Raw genomic sequence first — 19,984 nt, forward strand, 5'->3', positions numbered from 1 at the left:
AAAATCGGAGACAACCATGATCAAGCCCACCCTGCTGGCCTTGGCGCTGGCCGCCGTGCTGCCGCACGCCGCCGCCCAATCCAGCGTGCAGTTCTACGGCGCCATCGACGCCGGACTGCGCTACCAGACCAATGTGGACGAGGCCGGCAACAGCCTGCTGTCCATGGGGTCCGGCAACTACTATTCGAACCGGCTTGGCTTCCGCGCCCTGGAAGACCTGGGCGGCGGCCTGAGCGCGCGCGTCCTGCTGGAGAGCGGCTTTGTCAGCAAGACCGGCGCGCTGGACAACACCAAGAACGTGCTGTTCAACCGCACCGCCGCAGTCGGCCTGGGCGGAAAATGGGGCTATGTGGATCTGGGGCGGCAATACACCATAGGCTTCCGCACCGAACTGTTCCTCGATCCCTTCAACCACCACTACACCGGCCTGGTGCCGCTGTCCTCGGGCGCGGGCACGACGCTGCCGGCGGCGGCGGTGGCGGCCGGGCTGAGCGCCTCGTCCTCGTCGGGCACGCGCTTCAACAACGACATCCAGTACAGCGGCACTTTCGGCGGCCTGACCGTGCGCGCCGAGTACGCGCCGCGGGAAGTGGAAGGTGATGCGCGCAAAGGCACAGCGCGCGCGGCCGGCTTCAGCTACACCGGCGGCACGCTGCTGGCGGCGGGCGCCTACACCCGCAAGCAGACGCCGGCCGGATTCGAGAACGAAGCCCACATCGTCGGCGGCGGCGCCAAGCTGCAAAACGTGACCGTCAAGGCCGGCCTGTCGCGCGAACGGCAGGACGGCGCAGCTGGGGTTGCATACCGCAACATGACGGCCTTTGGCGGGGTCAGCTACCTGATCAATCCCTTCGTGGAAATCACGGGCGCGCTGTACCGCTCCCGCTACGCAGCGGGCAACAACAGCGGCACGCGCACGCTGTCCCTGCTTGGCGCGAGCTACACGCTCTCCACGCGCACCAACCTGTACGCGGAGATCGACGTCAACAGCTATCGCGGCGCGCTGCTTCCGGCCTCAAAGCAAACCCGCCAGCACGGCGTGTCGGCCGGCGTGATGCACCGGTTCTGAGGGGCGGCTCAAAGTCCGCTCAGCCGAAGGTGAAGGCGTAGGCTTCCGCGCCCTTGTCCAGGAAGCGGATTTCAAACCGGCGCTGGCGCACCTTGCCGCTCTGGCGGACCAGCTGGTACAGGCGGGTGGCGCTGACCACGCCGTTGCCGTCGGCGTCGATGTCGGCGCCGTGGTCGGCGCCCGGCGGCTGGCCGTCCAGCGTGACCTTGATGCGCACGCTGGCGCCCGGCTTGCCCGCGCCCAGCACCAGGTGCAGGTCGCGCGCGCTGAAGCGGTGCGCCACGGCGGCATCGGCCTGCCCCGCCACCGCGCTCTCGGCGCCCACCGTCCACTGGCCGGACAGCCCCCACTCGTTGAGTTGCAGCGCGCCCACGGAATACTGCTGCAAACGGTCCTGGCGCACACGCTCCGGCGAGCGGAAGTTCTCCGCCTGCCGGTAGCCGATGTAAGCTTCGCCGGAGCCGACGTTGTCCAGGTCCGGCTGCATCTGCTCGGCCGGCGTGGCTGGATTCACCAGGCCGCTGTCGACCGCCGGCTTGCCGCTGGCCTCGGCCAGCAGCGACTGGATGGCGCGCTCCATCTTGTCGTAATTGCCTTCGCCGAACTGCTTGTAGCGGATCTTGCCGTTGGCGTCCACCAGGTAGTAGGCCGGCCAGTAGCGGTTGCCCCAGGCCTGCCAGATGCTCTGCTTGCTGTCCACGGCGATGGGGAAGTCGATCTGGAAGCGGCCCACGGCGGCGTTCACATTGGTCAGGTCCTGCTCGAACTTGAATTCCGGCGTATGCACGCCGACCACGGCCAGGCCCTGGTCTTTGTATTTGCTGGCCCAGGCGCGCGCATAGGGCACGGTGCGGATGCAGTTGATGCAGGAATAGGTCCAGAAATCCACCAGCACCACTTTGCCGCGCAGCTGCTTGGACGTCAGCGGGGCCGAATTGAGCCAGGTCACGGCGCCGTCGAAACCGGGCGCGGTGCCCTCCACCGGCAGCTTGCCGCTCAGCGGCCCGGCGGGCGCCGTCGCCGCACTGCCGGCCGCCGCCAACAGGATGGCCGCCACGCCGCCGGCCAGGGCCAAAGAGATCCGTTTCATCTGCATGCCTCGCTATGGAAATTGTCGATACCTGCGATTAGACCGCACGGCTGTATCCGGCGCATGTCGGGAAACGCTCTCCATGTGTCCGGGAGGCCGCCGGACATATTGAGATACAAAGCCGCGCTAGGCGGAGGGGCCGGCCCGTTCGCGGTGGTATTTGTCCAGGATGTCGCTGACCTTCTTGGCGGTGTAGGGCTTGACAATGAAGCCGCGCGCGCCGCCGGCGATGGCCGCCATCACGTTCGACAGTTCGCTGTTGCCGCTGACGACCACGCAATAGCACTGCGGGCGCAGCGTGCGCGCCAGCGCGATGACCTCCAGGCCGCCGAAGCCGGGCATGTTCAGGTCGATAAAGGCCAGGCCGATAGGCACGTCGTCGCGGCCCAGCATGTCGACGGCCTGCTGGCCGTCGGCGGCCAGCAGGAACTGGCGAAAGCCGTGGTCGCGCAGTACCGAGGTCAGCAGCGAGCGCATGGCAGGCTCGTCGTCGGCGATCAGGACCGTGCCCGCTTCATTCAAGCTCATGGTGTTCTCCTTCCGTGCGCAGCCGGCGCACCGCTTCCAGTTGTTCAATCTTCTGCAGCGCTTCCAGCGCGCGCGGCGCGGCGCCGTTCAGTGCGGCCGACTCGATCTCGGCGGCCAGGCTGCCCACCTCGGCAAAGCCGAACGAGGCAGCCGAGCCCTTGAGCATATGGGCCAGGCGCTCGGCCTCGTCCAGCCGCGCCGCGTCCAGCGCCGCCCGCAACGCGTCCAGCCGTCCCGGCAAGGCCTGACCGTAGGCCAGCCGCAGCGGTCCCAGGCTGGGGATGTTGGCGAAGTCGGTGGGCGCCGAGCCCGGCCGCGCGGCCAGCGCCTGTTCCAGCGCCTGGCCCAGCAGGCCGAAATCGATAGGCTTGGCCACATGGCCGCTGAAGCCGGTGGCGTGGTAGCGCGCCAGGTCTTCCGGCAGCACATTGGCGCTCAGCGCCAGGATGGGGCCGCCGTAGCCGGCCGCCCGCAGCACGGCGGTCGCCTCCAGGCCGCCCAGCACCGGCATCTGCACGTCCATCAGGATCACGTCGTAGGAGGCCTGCAGCGCGGCCTCGACCGCCTCCTTGCCGTTCTCGGTCATGGTGTAGCGCAGGCCGCAGCGGGCCAGGTAGGCGGCCACCAGCTTGCGGTTGTCGGGACCGTCCTCGGCCACCAGCACATGGCCGGCCAGGCGGCTTTCGCCCGGGGGCGGCGCGGTGGGCTGCGCCGCCGGCGCCTGCTCCAGCCAGGCCGACTGCGGCGCCACTGCAGCCGGCACGCTGACCGTGAAGCGCGAACCGCGCCCCGGCTCGCTCTCCACGCCGACCTCGCCGCCCATGGATGTGGCCAGCTGGCGCACCAGGTGCAGCCCCAGGCCGGTGCCGCCGTAGCGGCGCGCGGTCGACGCGTCGGCCTGCGAGAAAGGCAGGAACAGCGCCGCCTGCTGCTCGGCCGACATGCCGATGCCGGTGTCCGACACCACGCAGCGCAGGCGCTGGCCGGCCGCGTCGTAGTCCAGCGCCAGCGTTACGCTGCCCAGCTCGGTGAACTTGACGGCGTTGCCGCACAGGTTGAACAGGATCTGGCGCCAGCGCGTGGGGTCGCCCATCACCAGGGTGGGCAGCGGATAGGCCACCTCGCAGGCGAAGGCCACGCCCTTGCTGTGCGCCTGGGGGCGCATGGCGGCGCTGACGCCGGCGACGCAGTCGTAGGGCGAGAACGGCAGCAGTTCCAGCTGCAGGCGCCCGGCCTCGACCTTGGAAATGTCCAGGATGTCGTTGAGGATGGCCAGCAGGTGCTGGCCGTTGCGGGCAATGATCTGGCCGGCGTCGCGCGCGTCGCTCAAGTGCGGCGCGCTCTCCATCAGCTCGGCAAAGCCGATGATGGCGGTCAGCGGGGTGCGGATTTCATGGCTCATCAGGGCCAGGAAGTCCGACTTGGCGCGGCTGGCCGCCTCGGCGTCGGCCTGCAGGCGCGCCATCAGCGCCATGTCGCGCTCGCGGCGGCGCACCGCGCGCAGCAGGAAGGCAAAGGCCATGCCCACGGCCAGCACGCCGCCGCCGCCCATCATGGCCAGCTTGAGCGCGTACTGGCGCCACTGGCCGAGAAACATATCGTCGGTCACGGTGACGTTGACGATCAAAGGGTATTTGTCCACCAGCCGGGGCGCGCCCATGCGCAGCACCGGCTGGCCTCCGGCAGCCAGGCGCGGCTGCGCCGTCACCAGCACGCCATGGCTGCGCCCCATGGTCTCGATCACGGTGTAGCTCGAGCCGCTGCGGTTGACCTTGCCCATCATCTCGTCCACGTGGGGCCAGCGCGCCAGCAGCGTGAAGTCGCGCCGGTACAGCGTAATGCTGGCGTCCTTTCCCAGGCTGATCTTGCGGTAGAAGTCGCTGATGAAGGCGCTGGAAAAGCCCACCAGCGCCACCCCGATGAACTCGCCGTGCCGGCCGTTGAGGCGCTTGCTCAGGTAAAAGGTCCAGGCGCCGTTGCCCTTGTTGCGCACCGGCGCGCTGATGAACACGCCGGCCTGGTTCGAGCTGCGCTGGGCCTGGAAATAATCGCGGTCGGCCAGGTTGATGGGCGGCGCAGGATGGGAACGCGTGAAATTGATCACGTCGCCGTTCGCGGCGATGATGGTGGCCACGTCCACCTGCGGCACGGCGCGCTTCTTGTCGCGCATGCTGGCGTACACGGCCGCCGTTCCCATGCGCTCGCGCAGTTCGGCCGCGCTGCCCGCCTCGGCCGCCTGCACCGTTTCGGCGATGCTCTCGAGGATCAGGTAGGCGGCGGTCACCTCCTGCGAGGTCTGCTCGGCCAGCACCAGCGACAGATTGCTCAGGTGCTGGCGCCATTCGTCGATGGCCTGCTGGCGCGCCATCCAGATCAGCGCGGCGCAGCCGGCCAGCATCGCGCCGATCAGCACGCAGGCCGAGGCGATGACGATGCGGCTGGCGCGGCGCCGGTTCGGCATGGGCGGCTCAGCCCGCCGGCGCGGCGTCGCCGGCCCAGATCCGCTCCAGGTCCGCGAAGGCCCACTGCTCGCGCGGCTCGCGGCCGCTGATGCCGTCCTTGGCCGCAGCCGAGGACAGGTCCAGCCGCACCGGCTCGATGCGCTCCTGGCTGCGCAGCGAGTAGAAGGCCTTGACCACCGGCTTGGTCAGCGTGGCCGGATTCTGCTCGACCACGATGGCCAGCCGCTGCGACTGCAGCCGCACCAGCGTGCCCACCGGATAGATGCCCAGCAGTTTGACGAAGGCCGCCAGCACCTTGGGGTCGAAATGGCCCTTCCACTCGAGCATGCGGGCCACCGACTCGGCCGGGTCCCAGCCCGCCTTGTAGGGCCGGTTGGAGGTGATGGCGTCGTACACGTCGCACACCGCGCCCATGCGCGCCAGCAGCGAAATGGCCTCGCCCTGCAGGCGGTCCGGATAGCCGCCGCCGCCGAATTTCTCGTGGTGGTGCAGGCACACGTCGGCCACGGCCGGACTGACGTTGCCGCACTCCATCAGCAAGTCATAGCCCTGGCGCGGATGGTTGCGCACCTCTTCGAACTCCAGGTCGGTCAGCTTGCCCGGCTTGTTCAGGATGTCGAGCGGGGTGCCGGATTTGCCCAGGTCGTGCAGCAGCCCGGCCAGGCCGGCCTCGCGGCAAGCCGCCTCGCCGAAGCCGAGCGCCTGGCCCAGGCCGACCATCAGCGCGCACACAGCCACCGAATGCATATAGGTGTAGTCGTCCTTGCTTTTCAGGCGGGCCAGGCTGATCAGCGCGGCCGGGTTGGCCAGCACCGACTGCGCCAGCTCGTCGACCAGGCCGGCGGCCTGCCCCAGGTCGACCGCGTTGCCCAGGCGGGCCTCGCGGAACATCGATTCGGTCGCGTCGCGCGCCTTGGCGCACAGCGCGGCCGCCTGCAGCAGTTCGCGCTCGAACTCGGTCGCCGGCGCTGCCGGGACTGCCGGGGCGGGCGCCGGGGCGGCGGCCGGCGCGGGCGCGACGTCCTCGCCCTTGTCGAGGTCTATCCAGCAGGTGGCGATGCCGCTGGCCAGCACCGCGTCGAGCTTGGCCTGGTCCGCCAGCAGGAAGCGGCTGCGCCAGAAAGGGCTGGCTAGCCAGGAGCTGTCAAAAGCATGTAAGAACATGCCCAGCCGAAGCTCGGCAACCCGGATCTGCTTCAAATTTTTTGCCATTGGACAAGTATTTTTCTGCAAGCACTGCTATGACGATGGCAGCCCGGGGCGCCCGGCCCCGAAACTGGATTTCCTGCGGTAATCATAGCAGCTAGCAGGCCGGCTCAGCGGCCCGCCGGCCGCGCGCCGTCAAAATTCTTCCCGGTCGGCAACGCTGCCCGCGCCGCCGCGCCCGCACGGGCTATAAAATTGATCCACATCAATTTTCAGCGCGGTTCAGGGCACCAGCACGGCAGCGCCGTCCACGGCGCCGGCGCGCAGCGCCGCCAGCGCCGCGTTGGCCTGCGCCAGCGGAAACGCGCTGGCGTGGGTGCGCAGCGGATAGTCCGCCGCCAGCCGCAGGAAGGCCTCGCCGTCGGCGCGGGTCAGGTTGGCCACCGAGCGCAGCACGCGCTCGCCCCACAGCAGGGCGTAGGGAAAGGACGGCACGTCGCTCATATGGATGCCGGCGCACACCACCACCCCGCCCTTGCGCACCGCGGCCAGCGCCTGCGGCACCAGCGCGCCGACCGGGGCGAACAGGATGGCGGCGTCCAGCGGCGCAGGGGCGCGCTGGTCGCTGCCGCCGGCCCAGCTCGCGCCCAGCGCAAGCGCGAAGCGCTGCGACGGCAGGTCGCCGGGGCGGGTGTAGGCATACACCTCGCGGCACTGGTGGCGCGCGATCTGGCACAGCAGATGGGCCGCTGCGCCGAAGCCGTACAGGCCGATGCGCTGCGCCGGGCCGGCCATGGCATAGGCGCGATAACCGATCAGGCCGGCGCACAGCAGCGGCGCCGCGTGCACGTCGTCGTAGCCTGCTGGCAAGCGAAAGACATAGCGCGCGTCGGCCACCATGTACTCGGCATAGCCGCCGTTCAGATCGTAGCCGGTGAAGCGCGCCTGCCCGCACAGGTTCTCCTGCTGCCGGACGCAGTAGGCGCAGAGGCCGCAACTGCCGCCCAGCCAAGCCACCCCCACCCGTTCGCCCAGCGCGTAGCCGGACACGCCGGCGCCGCAGCGCAGCACCCGCCCCACCACTTCGTGGCCGGGGATGAGCGGCGCCCGGTGCGGCGCCAGTTCGCCGTCGGCGATATGCAGATCGGTGCGGCATACGCCGCAGGCGCCCACCCGCAGCAGCAGTTGCTGCGCTTGCGGCGCCGGCAGCGGCACCCGGGCGGCGCGCAGCGGCTGGCCGGGCCGGTCCAGCAGCATGGCCAGCATGGTCCCGTCCGGGGCCGGCAGATCGGGCAGGGGTGCGCTCATGCGGCCTCCTTGCCCGGCTAGCTGGACGGCGTGGAGGCCAGCTGCACGGCAATGGCCAGCACCGTATCCATGGTGGCCAGGTGCGCTTCGAACCACAGCGGCAGCAGCGACACGGCGTGGCGCGCCGCCGCCACGTCGTCCGGATGCAGGCCGTGCAGCGTGGCCAGCACGCGCGCGTGCTGCTCGCGGTGCGCCGGCAGGCCCGGGTAGCCGATCGCCTCCATCAACGCCTCCTCCGCGCGGAAGTCCTGCTCCAGGCAGTCGACCAGCAAGGCCAGGCCCGCACCGAATGCCTCGTCCGGCTGCGCCAGCAGGTGCGCGATCTGCCCGATCAGGGCCTGGTGGGCCAGATCGACCGACGGTATGCCCACCGCCATGTGCGGCGCCCATGCGATCTGCTCCATAGTGTGCCCTCCTGTTGCTTGCGCCGCCGCGCGGCGCGCAAGCTTACAATAGTCCACCCGCCCGGCCGGCGCAGCGCGCGGGTTTGATAAAAATCAAAAAACCGGCGAATTGTCTTTCCGCCGCTATTCATTGCGCAGCGCCGCAATCGGGTCCATGGCGGCGGCGCGCCGCGCCGGCACATAGCCGAACAGCACCCCCACGCCGGCCGAGAAGGCGAAGGACAGCAGGTTGATGCGGGGGTTGAACAGATAGGGCAGCTGCATGGCGGCGGCCAGCAGCGCGCCGGCCGCCGCCGCCAGCGCCACTCCGATCAGCCCGCCCAGCGTGGCCAGTACCACGGCTTCGATCAGGAACTGCAGCAGCACGTCGCGTTCGCGCGCGCCGATGGCCAGCCGCAAGCCGATCTCGCGGGTGCGCTCGGTGACGCTGACGAGCATGATGTTCATGATGCCGATGCCACCGACCAGCAGGCTGACCGAGGCCACCGCGCCGAGCAGGGTGGTCATCACCCGCGCCGCGCCGGACATGGTGTCGGCCAGCTGGCGCGTGTCGACGATGTTGAAATTGTCCTCGTCGCCGGCGGCCAGTTTGCGCCGCTCGCGCAGCAGCTGGCGCAGGCGCGCCTGCAGCGCCGCGCCGTCGCTGTCCTCCTGCATCGAGATCAGCAGCGTGTTCACGCGCTGGTTGCCGGTGACCCGGCGCTGCAGGGTGCGCAGCGGCAGCAGCACCACGTCGTCCTGGTCGTTGCCGGACGCGCCCTGCCCCTTGGCCGCCAGCAGCGCCACCACCACGCAGGAGAAGCGCTTGATGCGCAGCCGCTCGCCCAGCGGGTCGCGTCCCGGCAGCAGCGCGCGCGCCACCGTGGCGCCCAGCGCGCAGACGGCGGCGCCGGCGCGCTGCTCGCCGTCGTCGAAGGGCCGCCCGGCCGCCAGCGTCCAGTTTGCCGCGCGCAGCCAGCCGGCGCTGCCGCCGGCCACGCTGGTGCTCCAGTTGCGCCCCTGCGCCACCACGGCGGCGCCGGCGCGCGCCTCGGCCGCCACCGCCCGGATGCCGCCGATCTGCGCGGCTATCGCATCGGCGTCGGCTTCGCGGAACGCCGGCGCGCCGCCGCCCGGCCCCACGCGCTGGCCGGGGCGCACCATCAGCAGGTTGCTGCCCAGGCTGGCGATCTGGTCGTGCACGGCCCGCGTGGCGCCGTTGCCCAGCGTGACCATGGTGATCACCGCCGCCACCCCGATCACCACCCCCAGCATGGTCAGGCTGGAGCGCAGCAGCGTGCGGCGGATCGCGCGCAGCGCCAGCAGGACGGCGTTGCTCAGCATGGCGCCGCCGCCGCGGCGCTGTCGCTGTCGACGCGCCCGTCGCGGAAGCGGATCAGGCGGCCCGCGTAGCGCGCCATGTCCGGTTCATGCGTCACCATCAGCACCGTGATGCCGGCGTCCCGGTTGAGCCGGCACAGCAGTTCCATGATTTCGCCGCTGCGCTGGCTGTCCAGATTGCCGGTCGGCTCGTCGGCCAGCAGCAGCGACGGCCGGGTGACCACGGCGCGCGCAATGGCCACGCGCTGCTGCTGGCCGCCGGACAGCTCGGCCGGCGTGTGGGCCTCCCAGCCGGCCAGGCCGACCTCGGCCAGCGCCTGCGCGGCCAGCGCATGGCGGCGCGCGGCGCGCTCGCCCCGGTACAGCAGGGGCAGCTCCACGTTCTCCTGCGCCGAGGTGCGCGCCAGCAGATTGAAGCCCTGGAACACGAAGCCGATAGCCTGGCGGCGCAGCCCGGCGCGCTGGTCGCGCGTGAGCGCGCCGGTGTCGCACTGGCGGAACAGGTACCGGCCCGAGGTGGGCGTGTCCAGGCAGCCCAGGATGTTCATGGCGGTCGACTTGCCCGAGCCGCTCGGTCCCATGATGGCGACGAACTCGCCCGGGGCGACGTCGAAGCTGACGCGGTCCAGCGCCAACAGCGCCGCCGCGCCGCGCCCGTAGCGGCGCGACACCGCGCGCAGGCTGATCAGCGGCGGCCCGGGCGCCGCGCCGGCGGCCGCGTTCATGGCCGCGCTCATGGCCGCGCGAGCTGGTCGATGATGACCGGCGTGCCCGCGCGCAGCGCCGGGCCGGCAAGCTCGGTCTGGCGCCCGTCGCTGATGCCCAGCGTCACGGCCACGGCGCGCGGCGCGCCGCTCTCGAGCACCCACACGGTGCGCTGGGCGGGTCCGGCGCCGGCCACGCCGGCACGGCGCGGCGCCCGCGCCGGCGCGCGCGGCATCAGGCTGGCCACCAGCCCTTCCGGCTCGGCGGGCGCGCCCGCGGGCGCGTAGCGCAGCGCGCTGTTCGGTATCAGCAGCACCTGCGCGCGCGCGGCCACGCGGATGGCGGCGCTGGCCGTCATCCCCGGCCGCAGGCTCAGGTCCGCGTTGTCCACGTCCAGGTAGGCGGCGTAGGTGACCACGTTGTCGGTGCTGGTCGAGCCGAACGCCACCCGCGCGATGCTGGCCGGGTAGGCGCGCTCCGGATAGCTGCTGACGGTGAAGCTGGCGCTTTGCCCGGCGCGCACCGCCCCCACGTCGGCCTCGTCGATGCTGACCAGCAAGCGCAGCCGGCGCAAGTCTTCGGCCAGGGTGAACAGCGTCACCGCCTGCAGCGAGGCGGCCACCGCGTTGCCGGGGTCGACGCTGCGGCTGAGCACCACGCCGTCGATGGGCGAGCGGATCGCGGCCCGCGCCAGGTTGGTGTTGTCCGTCGCCAGCGCGGCCTGCGCGCTCTGCACCGCCGCCGCCGCGCCCAGCCGGGCCGCCTCGGCGCGCGCCAGGGCGGCCCGCCCTGCATCGAGCTCGGCCTGGGACGGCACCTGGCCGCCCGACAGGCGGGCCACCTCCTGCAGCCGCGCCAGCGCGCTGCGCGCCTCGGCCCAGGTGGCCTCGCCCTGCGCCACGCCCGCCCTGGCCGCCGCCAGCGCGGCGCGCGAGCGCACGATCTGGTCCTGCAGCTTGGCCGTGTCCAGCTCGACGAGCACCTGGCCGCGCCGCACCCTGTCGTTGATGTCGACCAGCACCCGCGCCACCGTGCCGGAGAGCTCGCTGCCGATGTTGACCGCCCGGGTCGGCTGCAGGGTGCCGTTGGCCGTCACGCTCATGGTGACGCTGCCGCGCCGCACCGGCACCGTGACGTACAGCGGCGCCGCGCCGGCCCGGGAATACACTTGCCAGGCGTACCAGCCGGCGCCCGCCAGCGCCGCCGCCAGCGCCGCCGTTCCCCATCGCGCCGGGCGGCGCCACCAGGGACGGCGCTCCGCTTCGGCATCCGGCGGCGCGGCGGCGCCGTTCATGGCAGGGCCTTCGCGTCGACGGCGCCGGGCGCGCCTGCGGCCGGCCCCTGCGCCGGCCGCCAGCCGCCGCCCAGCGCCTGGTACAGGCGCGCCGTCTCGACGCCGGCGGCGCTGCTGGCGGCGGCCAGGCCATCCTGCGCGGCGTACAGCGCGCGCTGCGTCTCGAGCACGGTCTGGTAGTCGGCCAGGCCGCTGGCGTAGCGCTGGCGCGCCAGCAGCGCGGCATTGGCCGCTGCGCCGACGGCTTGGCGCAGGTGGCCGATGCGGCGGCGCTCGCCCGCCAGCGCCGCCAGCGCGTCCTCCACCTCGCGCAGCGCGGTCAGCACGGCGGCCAGGTAGTCCGCCTGCGCCTGCGCCTGGGCCAGCGCGCCGCGCGCCAGATCGCTGCGCGCCCGGGCCGCCCCGCCGTCGAACGCGCTGCCCGCCAGGCTGGCCAACAGGGTGCGCAGCAGCGCGGCGCCGCTGCCGCCCGCGCCCAATCCGTTCAGTCCCAGCGTGCCTTCCAGCCTGAGCACGGGATAGCGCGCGGCGTCGGCCTGCCCGGCGCGCGCCCGCGCGGCGGCCAGCAGCAGCTCGGCGGCGCGCACGTCCGGGCGCTGGCGCAGCGCCTCGGCCGGCGGGGCCGGCGCCACATCCTCGCCGGCCTCGGGCAGGGCCTGCGGCGGCGCCAACTCGGCCCCCAGCGCGGCCGGCGCCAGGCCGCACAGCAGCGCCAGGCCGTGGCCCAGCTGCGCCACGCTGGCGTCGAAAGCGGCGACCTGGGCCGCCGCCTGCGCGCTCGCGCTCACCGCCTGCTGCTCTTCTAGCGAGGTCAGCAAACCGGCCTGCACGCGCCAGTCGGTGAGCCGGCGCGTGCTGTCCTGGCTGTCCAGATTGGCCTGTGCAATGGCGCGCCGCGCCTGCGCACCGCGCAGTTCGATATAGTTGCGCACCACCTCGGCCGCCACGGCCAGGCGCGCGGCGTCCATCGACGCCACGCTGGCCTCGAACTGGGCCTGGCCCGCCGCCAGCGCGTGGCGCGCGCCGCCGGACACATCGGGCTGCCAGCCGGCGGTCACACCGGCATCGGCGCTGCTGCCGCCGGCGCGGCCGGACTGGCTGTGCTGCGCCTGGACCGTCGCGTTCAGCGTTGCCGCCAGCGCGGCCGCGGCCGCGTCGCGCCCGGCGCGCGCCTGCAGCAGCGCCGCGCGCGACGCGGCGATGCCGGCGTTCGCTTCCAGCGCGCGCGCGACCAGCCGTTCCAGCAGCGGGTCGCGGTAGCGGCGCCACCACGCGGCCAGTTCCGCGCCGGCGCCGCCCCGCGCGCCGCCCGAGGACCAGGCCGGCGGCGGCGCATAGGGCGCGCTCGCCGGCGGCAGCGGCGCCGGCCGCCAGCCGACGCAGCCGGACAGCCCCAGCAGCGCGGCGCACCATGCGGCGCGCACGCTCATGACACCGGGATGGGACGGTCCTGCGCGGCGCGCGCGCACTCCCGGGCCAGCGCGCCCCCGGACTGGCGTTTCCCATCCATAGCGGCTTCCATATTCGCAACCTCCCATGTGCAGAGCCGCGCCGGCGCCGGCGGCCTGTCACGGTTGTACGCCGCAGCGCGCGGCGGGGGCTTGATGCGCGTCAAAGGTGCGCCGGATACGGCCCGGTGCCGATCGCGGGCAGGATTGATCCAGATCAAAGCGCGTGGCGGCGGCGCGGGACGACAATGGGCGCCTGGGGCAAGAAAGCGGAGGACACCATGAGCGGTACCGAGGCGGCGCCGGCCCATCCCATGCTGCGGCTCACCGTCAATGGCCGGGCTGTCGAGGTGGCCGACGGCGCGACCTATCTGGATGCCGCCCGGGCCGCCGGCGTGCACATCCCCACGCTGTGCTACCACCCGCGCCTGCCCGCGCACGCGGTGTGCCGCATGTGCCTGGTCGAGGTGGCCGGCCGGCCCGATCCGCAGCCGGCCTGCGTGGCCAGGGCGGGCGCGGGCGATGTGGTCGAGACCGGGTCCGCCGCCCTGCACCGCTTTCGCGCCATGGACGCGCAATGGCTGCTGGCGCGCCACCCGAACGACTGCATGCGCTGCGAAGTCAACGGCGCCTGCCAATTGCAGAACCTGATCAGCGAAAACCAGTGGCAGGAACGCTGGGACCGGCTCGCGCGCGGCTCGGCCGCCCATCCGGAACACCGGCTGAGCGACCACACCTCGCCCAGCATCTGGCGCGACCTGGCCAAATGCATCGAATGCGGCCTGTGCGCGGACGCGTGCGGCGCCGCCGGCCAGCAGCAGTACGTGATCGGCTTCGCGCAGCGCGGCGCGGCGCGCCTGCCGGTGACGGTGTTCGACCAGCCGCTGGCCCACACCGGCTGCATCTCCTGCGGCCAGTGCACGCAGGCGTGCCCGGTCGGCGCGCTGGTGGAGACGCCGCACTGGCACGCCGTGCTGCAGGTGCTCGACGAGCACCGCCGCGTGTCGGCGGTACAGGTGGCGCCGGCCACGCGGATCGCCATCGGCGAGGAGTTCGGCATGGAGGCCGGCACGGTGAGCACGGGGAAAATGATCAGCGCCCTGCGCCGGCTCGGCTTCGACTACGTGTTCGACAGCAATTTCGGCGCCGACCTGACCGTCATGGAGGAAGCCAGCGAACTGCTGGCGCGCCTGGCGGACCCGGCGCAGCCGGCGGGCCGGCTGCCGCTGATGACCTCCTGCTGTCCGGGCTGGGTCAACTGGGTCGAGCTCAACCGCCCCGACCTGCTGCCGCACCTGAGCACCACCAAGTCGCCCCAGCAAATGCACGGCGCGCTGACCAAGCGCGGCGCGTTCGCGCGCAGCCTCGGGGCCGATTTTGCCGACGGCAAGGCGGAGCCCTACGTGGTCAGCGTGATGCCGTGCACGGCCAAGAAGGACGAGGCGCTGCGTCCCGGCATGGCCGGCGACATCGACCACGTGCTCACCACGCGCGAGCTGGCCCGGATGATCAAGGCGCGCGGCATCGCCTTCCACGCGCTGCCGGAAGACGGCCGCTTCGACCAGCCGCTGGGGCGCAGCACCGGCGCGGCGCAGCTGTTCGCCGCCTCGGGCGGCGTGATGGAGGCGATGGCGCGCACCGCCGCCCACCGCCTCGGCGCGGCCGGCGCCCAGCCGCTGGAATGGCAGCCGGTGCGCGGCGCCGGCGAGGGCGTCAAGACGGCGCAGCTGGCCGGGGTCGGCCGGATCGCCGTCTGCAACGGCATCGCCGCCGCGCAGCGCCTGCTGGCGGGCGAGGCGTGGCGGCGCGACTTCGTCGCCATCGAAGTCATGGCCTGCGTGGGCGGCTGCCTGGGCGGCGGCGGCGAACCGAAATCGATGGACCCGCAAGTGCTGGAGAAGCGCATGCAGGCGGTGTACCGCATCGACCGCCAGGCGCCGCAGCGCCGTTCGGATGAGAATCCCGATGTGCAGGCCCTGTATGCGGCCGAACTGGGGGCGCCCAACTCGGCCCGCGCGCGGGCGCTGCTGCACACCAGCTATGCCGCGCGCCACTCGCGGCGGCTGCTGCTGATGCGCTTTCTCGACTGCGTCGACCGGCGCGACGGCGCCGGCGCCGCCGCCCTGCTCCACCCCGACGCGCTGTGGCGCACCGGGGCGGCCTACGGCGACATCCGCGGCGCCGCCGCCATCGAGGCGCTGATCGAGACCGGCCTGCCGGCGCGCCGGCAGGGGCCGGCTTTCGCGCGCCACCGCATGGCCTCGGCCGCCGGCGCCGGCGACCTGGGCGTGATCACGCCGGCCGGCGAGCGCTGCCGCTTCGAGCTGGCGGCCGCCTTCCTGCCGCGCGACGGCCAGGCCGAGATGGTGATACGGACCCTGGCGCGCGTGCCGGAACCGCCGGCCCCGGCCGGCGGCGCCGGCTGAGGAAGCGGCGCATGCCCGGCCCCCGCCAGCCGGCGCCGCCCGCGCCGCTGCCCTTCTGGCGCATGCCGCAGGCCGCGCTGCTGGACCGGCTGGACAGCACGGCCGGCGGCCTGGGCGCGGCGGCGGCGGCGGCGCGCCTGGCGCGCTACGGCCCCAACCTGGTGCGCGCGCCGCAGCAGGCGGCGCTGCTATGGCGCTTTGCCGGCAAGCTCGCCAATCCGCTGGTGTTCATCCTGGTGCTGGCCGGCGCGCTGTCGGCGCTGACCGGGGACGCGGCCAGCTCGGCCATCGTCGGCGCCGTGGTCGTCCTCAGCGTGACGCTCGACGTGGTGCAGGAATACCGCGCCGGGGCGGCGGCGGAGCGGCTGCGGCAGTCGGTGGCGGTGCGCGCGCGGGTGCTGCGCGACGGCGAGCCGGCCGAGGCGCCGCTGGCCGAGCTGGTGCCGGGCGACGTGGTGCTGCTGGCCGCGGGCGACCTGGTGCCGTGCGACGGCCGGGTGCTCGAGGCCAGGGACTGCTACGTCAACCAGGCCCTGCTGACCGGCGAGTCCTACCCGGTCGAAAAGGCCGCGTGCGAGCAGAGCGGCGGCGACGACGTGCTGGCCGCCGGCAACGCCGTGCTGCTCGGCACCTCGGTCATCAGCGGCAGCGCCAGGGTGCTGGTGTGCCGCACCGGCCAGGCCACCGCGCTGGGCGAGGTGGCGCGCCTGCTGCAGGCGCACGAACCGCCCACCGACTTCGAGCGCGGCACGCACCGCTTCGGACTGCTGATCCTGCGCATGACGGTGTCGCTGGTGCTGTTCGTGCTGCTGGTCAACGTGCTGCTGCAGCGCCCCCTGCTCGAGTCCTTCCTGTTTGCCGTCGCGCTGGCGGTCGGCCTGACGCCGGAGCTGCTGCCCATGGTGGTGTCGGTGACGCTGGCGCGCGGCGCCCTGCGCATGGCGGCCGCCAGGGTGGTGGTCAAGCGCCTGGCGGCCATCCAGAGCCTGGGCAGCATGGATGTGCTGTGCACCGACAAGACCGGCACCCTGACCGAAGCCCGCATCCGGCTCGAGCAGCACCTGGACCCGGCCGGCCAGGACAGCGCGCGGGTGCTGGAACTGGCCTACCTGAACAGCCATTTCGAGACCGGGCTGCGCAGCCCGCTCGACGACGCCATCCTGGCCCACGGCGGGGCCGGCGCGGCGGGCTGGCGCAAGATCGCGGAATGCCCGTTCGACTTCGAGCGCCGGCGCGTCTCGGTGCTGATCGACAACGGCGCCACGCGCTTGCTGGTGGTCAAGGGCGCGCCGGAGGACATCCTGCGCCTGTCGGCGCGCCACGGCCCGGACGCGGCCGGCGCCGTGCAGGCGCTCGACACGGCCGCGCGGGCCGCCATCGCCGCACGCTGCGAGGCGCTGGGCCGGGACGGCATGCGGGTGCTGGGCATCGCCTGGCGGGAAGTGGCGGCCGAGCACGGCGACGCCGTCGTCGGCGACGAGACGGCGCTGGTGTTCGCCGGCTTCGCCACCTTCCTTGACCCGCCCAAACTGAGCGCCCGGCCCGCGCTGGCGGCGCTGGCGGCGGCCGGGGTGGCGCTCAAGACCGTCACCGGCGACAACGAGCTGGTGGCGCGCCACCTGTTCGGCCAGCTGGGCCTGCCGGTGCGCGGCGTGCTGAGCGGGGCCGAGATCGACGGCATGGACGAACTCGCGCTGGCGGCGCGCGCCGAGCGCGCCAACCTGTTCTGCCGCGTCACGCCGGCCCAGAAGAGCCGCATCCTGCTCGCGCTGAAGCGGCGCGGCCACGTCGTCGGCTATCTCGGCGACGGCATCAACGACGCGCCCGCGCTGCGCGCGGCCGACGTGGGCGTATCGGTGGACGGCGCGGCGGACGTGGCGCGCGAGGCGGCCGACATGATACTGCTGGAACACGACCTGGGCGTGCTGCACGCCGCCGTGCTGGAGGGGCGGCGCACCTTCGGCAACATCATGAAGTACATCATGATGGGCACCAGCTCCAATTTCGGCAATATGTTCAGCATGGCCGCCGCCTCGCTGCTGCTGCCCTTCCTGCCCATGCTGCCGGTGCAGATCCTGCTCAACAACCTGTTGTACGACCTGTCGGAGCTGCCGCTTCCGCTCGACCGGGTGGACCCGGAGTACCTGGCGCGCCCGCAGCCATGGGACATGGTTTTGGTGCGCGACTTCATGCTGGCCATGGGCTCGGTCAGTTCGGTATTCGACCTGCTCACCTTCTACGTCATGCTGGCCGTGTTCGACGCCGGCGCGGCGCTGTTCCAGACCGGCTGGTTCATCGAGTCCATGGCGACGCAGGTGCTGGTGATCTTCCTGATCCGCACCCGCCGCAGCCCGCTCCGGAGCCGCCCGCATCCGGCGCTGGCGCTGGCGGCGCTGGCGGTGCTGGCCGTGGCCGTGGGCCTGCCCTACACCGCGCTGGGCGCGGCGCTGGGCTTCGTGGCGCCGCCGGCCGGCTTCTTCCTGGTCCTGGCCGGCATGCTGGCGGCCTACCTGGTGGCGGTGGAGGCGGTCAAGCAGTGCTTCTTCCGGCGCCGCCGCGCCGGGGAACCCCGGCGCGGGCGCACGGTCCAACCAGCACGGGCCAGCGGCCCGCCACCCAACCAGGAGCTGCCATGAAACTTTGCCTGATCGTGTACTACTCCCGCTCCGGCGTCACTGCCAAGGTCGCCAGCGCGCTGGCCCAAGCCTGCGGCGCCGACCTGGAGCGGATCGAAGACCTGCGCCCGCGAAGCGGCGCGGCCGGCTACCTGCGCTCGGCCTGGGAGGCGCTGCGCGGCCGGCCCGCGCAGATCGCGCCGCCACGGCACCGGCCGGGCGACTACCACGTCGTTGTACTGGGCACGCCGGTGTGGGCCGGGCATATGAGCGCGCCCATACGCAGCTACATCGCGCAGCAGCGCGGCCAGTTCCGCCAGCTCGGCCTGTTCTGCACCATGGGCGGCAGCGGCGGCCCCGGCGTGCTGGCGGCCATGGCCGCCCTGTGCGGCAAGCCGGCGGCCGCCACCCTGTGCCTGCGCCAGCGCGACGTGCTGAACGGAATGGACCAGGCGGCGCTGGCCGGCTTCGCCCGCTCGCTGGGCCTGGGCACCCATCCCGCCCCCGCCGGCCAGGCCTGACGCGGCCGGCGCTAGATGGCCAGCGCGGTGTTGATGGTGATGTGGTTTTCCACCGCCGTCACGCCGGGTGCCTTCCACGCGGCGCGCTCGGCGTCATCGCGCTCGGCCCAGGTGCGCACGCTGCCGCTCAGCTTGACCTTGCTGCCGCTGGCCTCGATGGTGATCCGGCCGGCGTCGATGTTCGCGCTGCGCTGGAAGGCCAGCACGATCTTCTGGCGCACCTCGCCGGCCGAGGCGGTCGGCTTGATCGTGACCTGGTTGCGCAGGCTGCGCACGCCGCGCACATGGCGCACCGCCGCCTCGGCGCGCTCGCGCTGATAGTTCCACTCGACCTGGCCCTCCAGCCTGAGCACGCCATCCTCGACGATCACCTTGATCCCCTCCGACGAGACGGGCAGCTGGGCCTTCAGCGCCGCCACCGCGTCGTGCGCGATATCGGGATCGGGCCGCACCGAACTGCCCAGGCGCACCTCGATGTCGTTGGCCACGCCGGCCACCCCGGCCACGCGCTTGGCCGCGCGTTCGGCATGCACCTTGTCGCCAAAGCCGCGCACAAAGCCGGTCAGCGTGACGACGTGGTCCTTGACCGTGACCCCCACATCGGCCGCGTCAATGTCAGGTTCCCATTCCAGTTCGTTTTCCACCCTCTTCTTCACTTCACTATCGCTTACCATGGCTGCCTCCTGTCGTTTATGCCAGTGCCCATGTGGCCCTGGATCTCCGAGTCTAGGACCGGCGCCCGCAGGCGCGTTTGATTTATGTCAATCCTGCGCGCGAGGCAAGCAGGCTGCGGGGCCGGTCCTTGCCGGCCCGCTATTTCACACTGGTGGACGCCGTCGCCAGGGCCTGCTGCAGCGGCTGCGACTGCGTGTTGGCCACGCCGCCGTCGGCCACGTCCTTGGGCGACAGCGTCCGGCCGTAGTAGGCGTTGGTCAGGCTCTGGTTGAAACGGATGTCGCTCACGCCCACCGCCAGCAGGTCGCCGAACAGGCCCTTGGTGCCGCTCCATGCCACCACGTCGCCGGTGCCGGCGGTGCCCTGCGCCAGCTTGGACCAGTTCACCACGGTTATGCCGGCCTCGGCGCTGAGCGCGAAATTGTTTTTCTGCATGAACTCATTGACGGCCTTGTCGTTATTGAGCACCAGGGCGACCGGGCCGCCTTCGACGCCGGCCTGCAGCCCGACGGTCAGGCCGCCCAGGTCGTAGAATGCGGGTCCGCTCCAGCTGCCGTCGGCACGCCGTACCAGCAGCAGGCCGCCGCCGCCGTGGGCGCCCACGGCCAGCGCGGCCCGCCCGTAGGAAGGCACGATCAGCACGCCTTTGGCCCGCTGCAGCAGCTGCTTCATGCGCGGTTCCGCTTCCAGCTGGCGCACCACCGCCAATGCGTCGCCGACGCGCTGGACAGCGCTTTGGGCCGGCTTGGCAGCCAGGTCGCCCGACGCGCTCTGGCTGCCGTCGGCTTGCGCCCAGGCGCAGCCGACCGCCAGCGTGGCGGTCAGGCCCGCCATTACCACCTGCACTATCCTGCCTTTGACTGCCTTACGTTGTAAGCACATGACGTTCCCCTTTAGATAAGATCGCTTGGATTCGCGCGCAAGCCGCGCCCCGTCATGCTAGCCCCGCCCCGCCGCAGCGCCTGTTGATCCG

At 72.5% G+C, this 19,984-nt stretch carries 16 protein-coding genes; 4 read left to right on the forward strand and 12 right to left on the reverse strand.

Annotated elements, in window-relative coordinates:
* Window positions 1-16 precede the first annotated feature (16 nt).
* The gene (locus tag KT882_RS21765) at window positions 17-1,069 is read left to right on the forward strand and encodes a porin (RefSeq protein WP_228893305.1); all 1,053 of its coding nucleotides are present in this window, start codon (window positions 17-19) and stop codon (window positions 1,067-1,069) included.
* Window positions 1,070-1,088: 19 nt separating this feature from the next.
* Here the strand turns inward: KT882_RS21765 and KT882_RS21770 are convergent, their stop codons facing one another.
* The 10 genes from KT882_RS21770 to KT882_RS21815 form a co-directional block, all read right to left on the reverse strand.
* The gene (locus KT882_RS21770) at window positions 1,089-2,159 is read right to left on the reverse strand and encodes a redoxin family protein (RefSeq protein ID WP_228893306.1); all 1,071 of its coding nucleotides are present in this window, start codon (window positions 2,157-2,159) and stop codon (window positions 1,089-1,091) included.
* A gap of 126 nt (window positions 2,160-2,285) precedes the next feature.
* The gene (locus tag KT882_RS21775) at window positions 2,286-2,687 is read right to left on the reverse strand and encodes a response regulator transcription factor (RefSeq protein ID WP_161075468.1); all 402 of its coding nucleotides are present in this window, start codon (window positions 2,685-2,687) and stop codon (window positions 2,286-2,288) included.
* Window positions 2,674-5,148, reverse strand: coding sequence for a hybrid sensor histidine kinase/response regulator (locus KT882_RS21780; RefSeq protein WP_161075467.1), 2,475 nt, complete (start codon window positions 5,146-5,148; stop codon window positions 2,674-2,676). The genes KT882_RS21775 and KT882_RS21780 overlap by 14 nt, the downstream gene beginning before the upstream one ends.
* 7 nt (window positions 5,149-5,155) lie before the next feature.
* Window positions 5,156-6,361, reverse strand: coding sequence for an HD-GYP domain-containing protein (locus tag KT882_RS21785; protein WP_161075466.1), 1,206 nt, complete (start codon window positions 6,359-6,361; stop codon window positions 5,156-5,158).
* Window positions 6,362-6,577: 216 nt separating this feature from the next.
* Window positions 6,578-7,561: a zinc-dependent alcohol dehydrogenase family protein gene (locus KT882_RS21790; protein ID WP_161075481.1), complete on the reverse strand. Its 984-nt coding sequence runs from the start codon at window positions 7,559-7,561 to the stop codon at window positions 6,578-6,580.
* Between the two features lie 59 nt (window positions 7,562-7,620).
* On the reverse strand, window positions 7,621-8,007 hold the full coding sequence (locus KT882_RS21795) for a bacteriohemerythrin (RefSeq protein ID WP_161075465.1): 387 nt from the start codon (window positions 8,005-8,007) through the stop codon (window positions 7,621-7,623).
* Window positions 8,008-8,130: 123 nt separating this feature from the next.
* Complete coding sequence (locus KT882_RS21800) at window positions 8,131-9,330, reverse strand: ABC transporter permease (RefSeq protein ID WP_228893307.1); 1,200 nt, start codon at window positions 9,328-9,330, stop codon at window positions 8,131-8,133.
* On the reverse strand, window positions 9,324-10,052 hold the full coding sequence (locus KT882_RS21805) for an ABC transporter ATP-binding protein (RefSeq protein WP_228893308.1): 729 nt from the start codon (window positions 10,050-10,052) through the stop codon (window positions 9,324-9,326). The genes KT882_RS21800 and KT882_RS21805 overlap by 7 nt, the downstream gene beginning before the upstream one ends.
* Window positions 10,053-10,060: 8 nt before the next feature.
* Window positions 10,061-11,326 (reverse strand): efflux RND transporter periplasmic adaptor subunit, encoded by a 1,266-nt coding sequence (locus KT882_RS21810; RefSeq protein ID WP_228893309.1) that lies wholly within the window; start codon window positions 11,324-11,326, stop codon window positions 10,061-10,063.
* A complete protein-coding gene (locus tag KT882_RS21815) occupies window positions 11,323-12,756 on the reverse strand; it encodes an efflux transporter outer membrane subunit (protein WP_228893310.1) in 1,434 nt (477 codons plus the stop codon). Before KT882_RS21815 ends, KT882_RS21810 begins: the two co-directional genes overlap by 4 nt.
* Window positions 12,757-13,055: 299 nt before the next feature.
* On the opposite strand from KT882_RS21815, the gene KT882_RS21820 reads away from it, so the two are divergent.
* Genes KT882_RS21820 through KT882_RS21830 form a run of 3 tightly spaced genes read left to right on the forward strand, consistent with a single transcriptional unit; the run spans window position 13,056 to window position 18,336 of the window.
* Window positions 13,056-15,200 (forward strand): [FeFe] hydrogenase, group A, encoded by a 2,145-nt coding sequence (locus KT882_RS21820; protein ID WP_228893311.1) that lies wholly within the window; start codon window positions 13,056-13,058, stop codon window positions 15,198-15,200.
* Between the two features lie 11 nt (window positions 15,201-15,211).
* Window positions 15,212-17,836 carry a magnesium-translocating P-type ATPase gene (gene mgtA / locus KT882_RS21825; RefSeq protein ID WP_228893312.1) on the forward strand — a complete coding sequence of 875 codons (2,625 nt, stop codon included), beginning with the start codon at window positions 15,212-15,214 and terminating at the stop codon, window positions 17,834-17,836.
* Window positions 17,833-18,336 (forward strand): flavodoxin family protein, encoded by a 504-nt coding sequence (locus KT882_RS21830; protein WP_161075640.1) that lies wholly within the window; start codon window positions 17,833-17,835, stop codon window positions 18,334-18,336. The genes mgtA and KT882_RS21830 overlap by 4 nt, the downstream gene beginning before the upstream one ends.
* Window positions 18,337-18,347: 11 nt before the next feature.
* On the opposite strand, the gene KT882_RS21835 is transcribed toward KT882_RS21830, so the two are convergent.
* Complete coding sequence (locus tag KT882_RS21835) at window positions 18,348-19,010, reverse strand: BON domain-containing protein (protein ID WP_161075639.1); 663 nt, start codon at window positions 19,008-19,010, stop codon at window positions 18,348-18,350.
* 139 nt (window positions 19,011-19,149) lie between these two features.
* Window positions 19,150-19,845, reverse strand: coding sequence for a lipid-binding SYLF domain-containing protein (locus KT882_RS21840; protein ID WP_228893313.1), 696 nt, complete (start codon window positions 19,843-19,845; stop codon window positions 19,150-19,152).
* Window positions 19,846-19,984 lie beyond the last annotated feature (139 nt).

Source organism: Pseudoduganella aquatica (genome assembly GCF_020865585.1).
GTDB lineage: Bacteria > Pseudomonadota > Gammaproteobacteria > Burkholderiales > Burkholderiaceae_D > Rugamonas > Rugamonas aquatica_A.

Bases quoted from the DNA above. Each gene is read 5' to 3' on its own strand.
- KT882_RS21765 (WP_228893305.1), top strand. From the start codon at position 17: ATGATCAAGCCCACCCTGCTGGCCTTGGCGCTGGCCGCCGTGCTGCCG.
- KT882_RS21770 (WP_228893306.1), bottom strand. From the start codon at position 2,159: ATGAAACGGATCTCTTTGGCCCTGGCCGGCGGCGTGGCGGCCATCCTG.
- KT882_RS21775 (WP_161075468.1), bottom strand. From the start codon at position 2,687: ATGAGCTTGAATGAAGCGGGCACGGTCCTGATCGCCGACGACGAGCCT.
- KT882_RS21780 (WP_161075467.1), bottom strand. From the start codon at position 5,148: ATGCCGAACCGGCGCCGCGCCAGCCGCATCGTCATCGCCTCGGCCTGC.
- KT882_RS21785 (WP_161075466.1), bottom strand. From the start codon at position 6,361: ATGGCAAAAAATTTGAAGCAGATCCGGGTTGCCGAGCTTCGGCTGGGC.
- KT882_RS21790 (WP_161075481.1), bottom strand. From the start codon at position 7,561: ATGCTGGCCATGCTGCTGGACCGGCCCGGCCAGCCGCTGCGCGCCGCC.
- KT882_RS21795 (WP_161075465.1), bottom strand. From the start codon at position 8,007: ATGGAGCAGATCGCATGGGCGCCGCACATGGCGGTGGGCATACCGTCG.
- KT882_RS21800 (WP_228893307.1), bottom strand. From the start codon at position 9,330: ATGCTGAGCAACGCCGTCCTGCTGGCGCTGCGCGCGATCCGCCGCACG.
- KT882_RS21805 (WP_228893308.1), bottom strand. From the start codon at position 10,052: ATGAACGCGGCCGCCGGCGCGGCGCCCGGGCCGCCGCTGATCAGCCTG.
- KT882_RS21810 (WP_228893309.1), bottom strand. From the start codon at position 11,326: ATGAACGGCGCCGCCGCGCCGCCGGATGCCGAAGCGGAGCGCCGTCCC.
- KT882_RS21815 (WP_228893310.1), bottom strand. From the start codon at position 12,756: ATGAGCGTGCGCGCCGCATGGTGCGCCGCGCTGCTGGGGCTGTCCGGC.
- KT882_RS21820 (WP_228893311.1), top strand. From the start codon at position 13,056: ATGAGCGGTACCGAGGCGGCGCCGGCCCATCCCATGCTGCGGCTCACC.
- mgtA (WP_228893312.1), top strand. From the start codon at position 15,212: ATGCCCGGCCCCCGCCAGCCGGCGCCGCCCGCGCCGCTGCCCTTCTGG.
- KT882_RS21830 (WP_161075640.1), top strand. From the start codon at position 17,833: ATGAAACTTTGCCTGATCGTGTACTACTCCCGCTCCGGCGTCACTGCC.
- KT882_RS21835 (WP_161075639.1), bottom strand. From the start codon at position 19,010: ATGGTAAGCGATAGTGAAGTGAAGAAGAGGGTGGAAAACGAACTGGAA.
- KT882_RS21840 (WP_228893313.1), bottom strand. From the start codon at position 19,845: ATGGCGGGCCTGACCGCCACGCTGGCGGTCGGCTGCGCCTGGGCGCAA.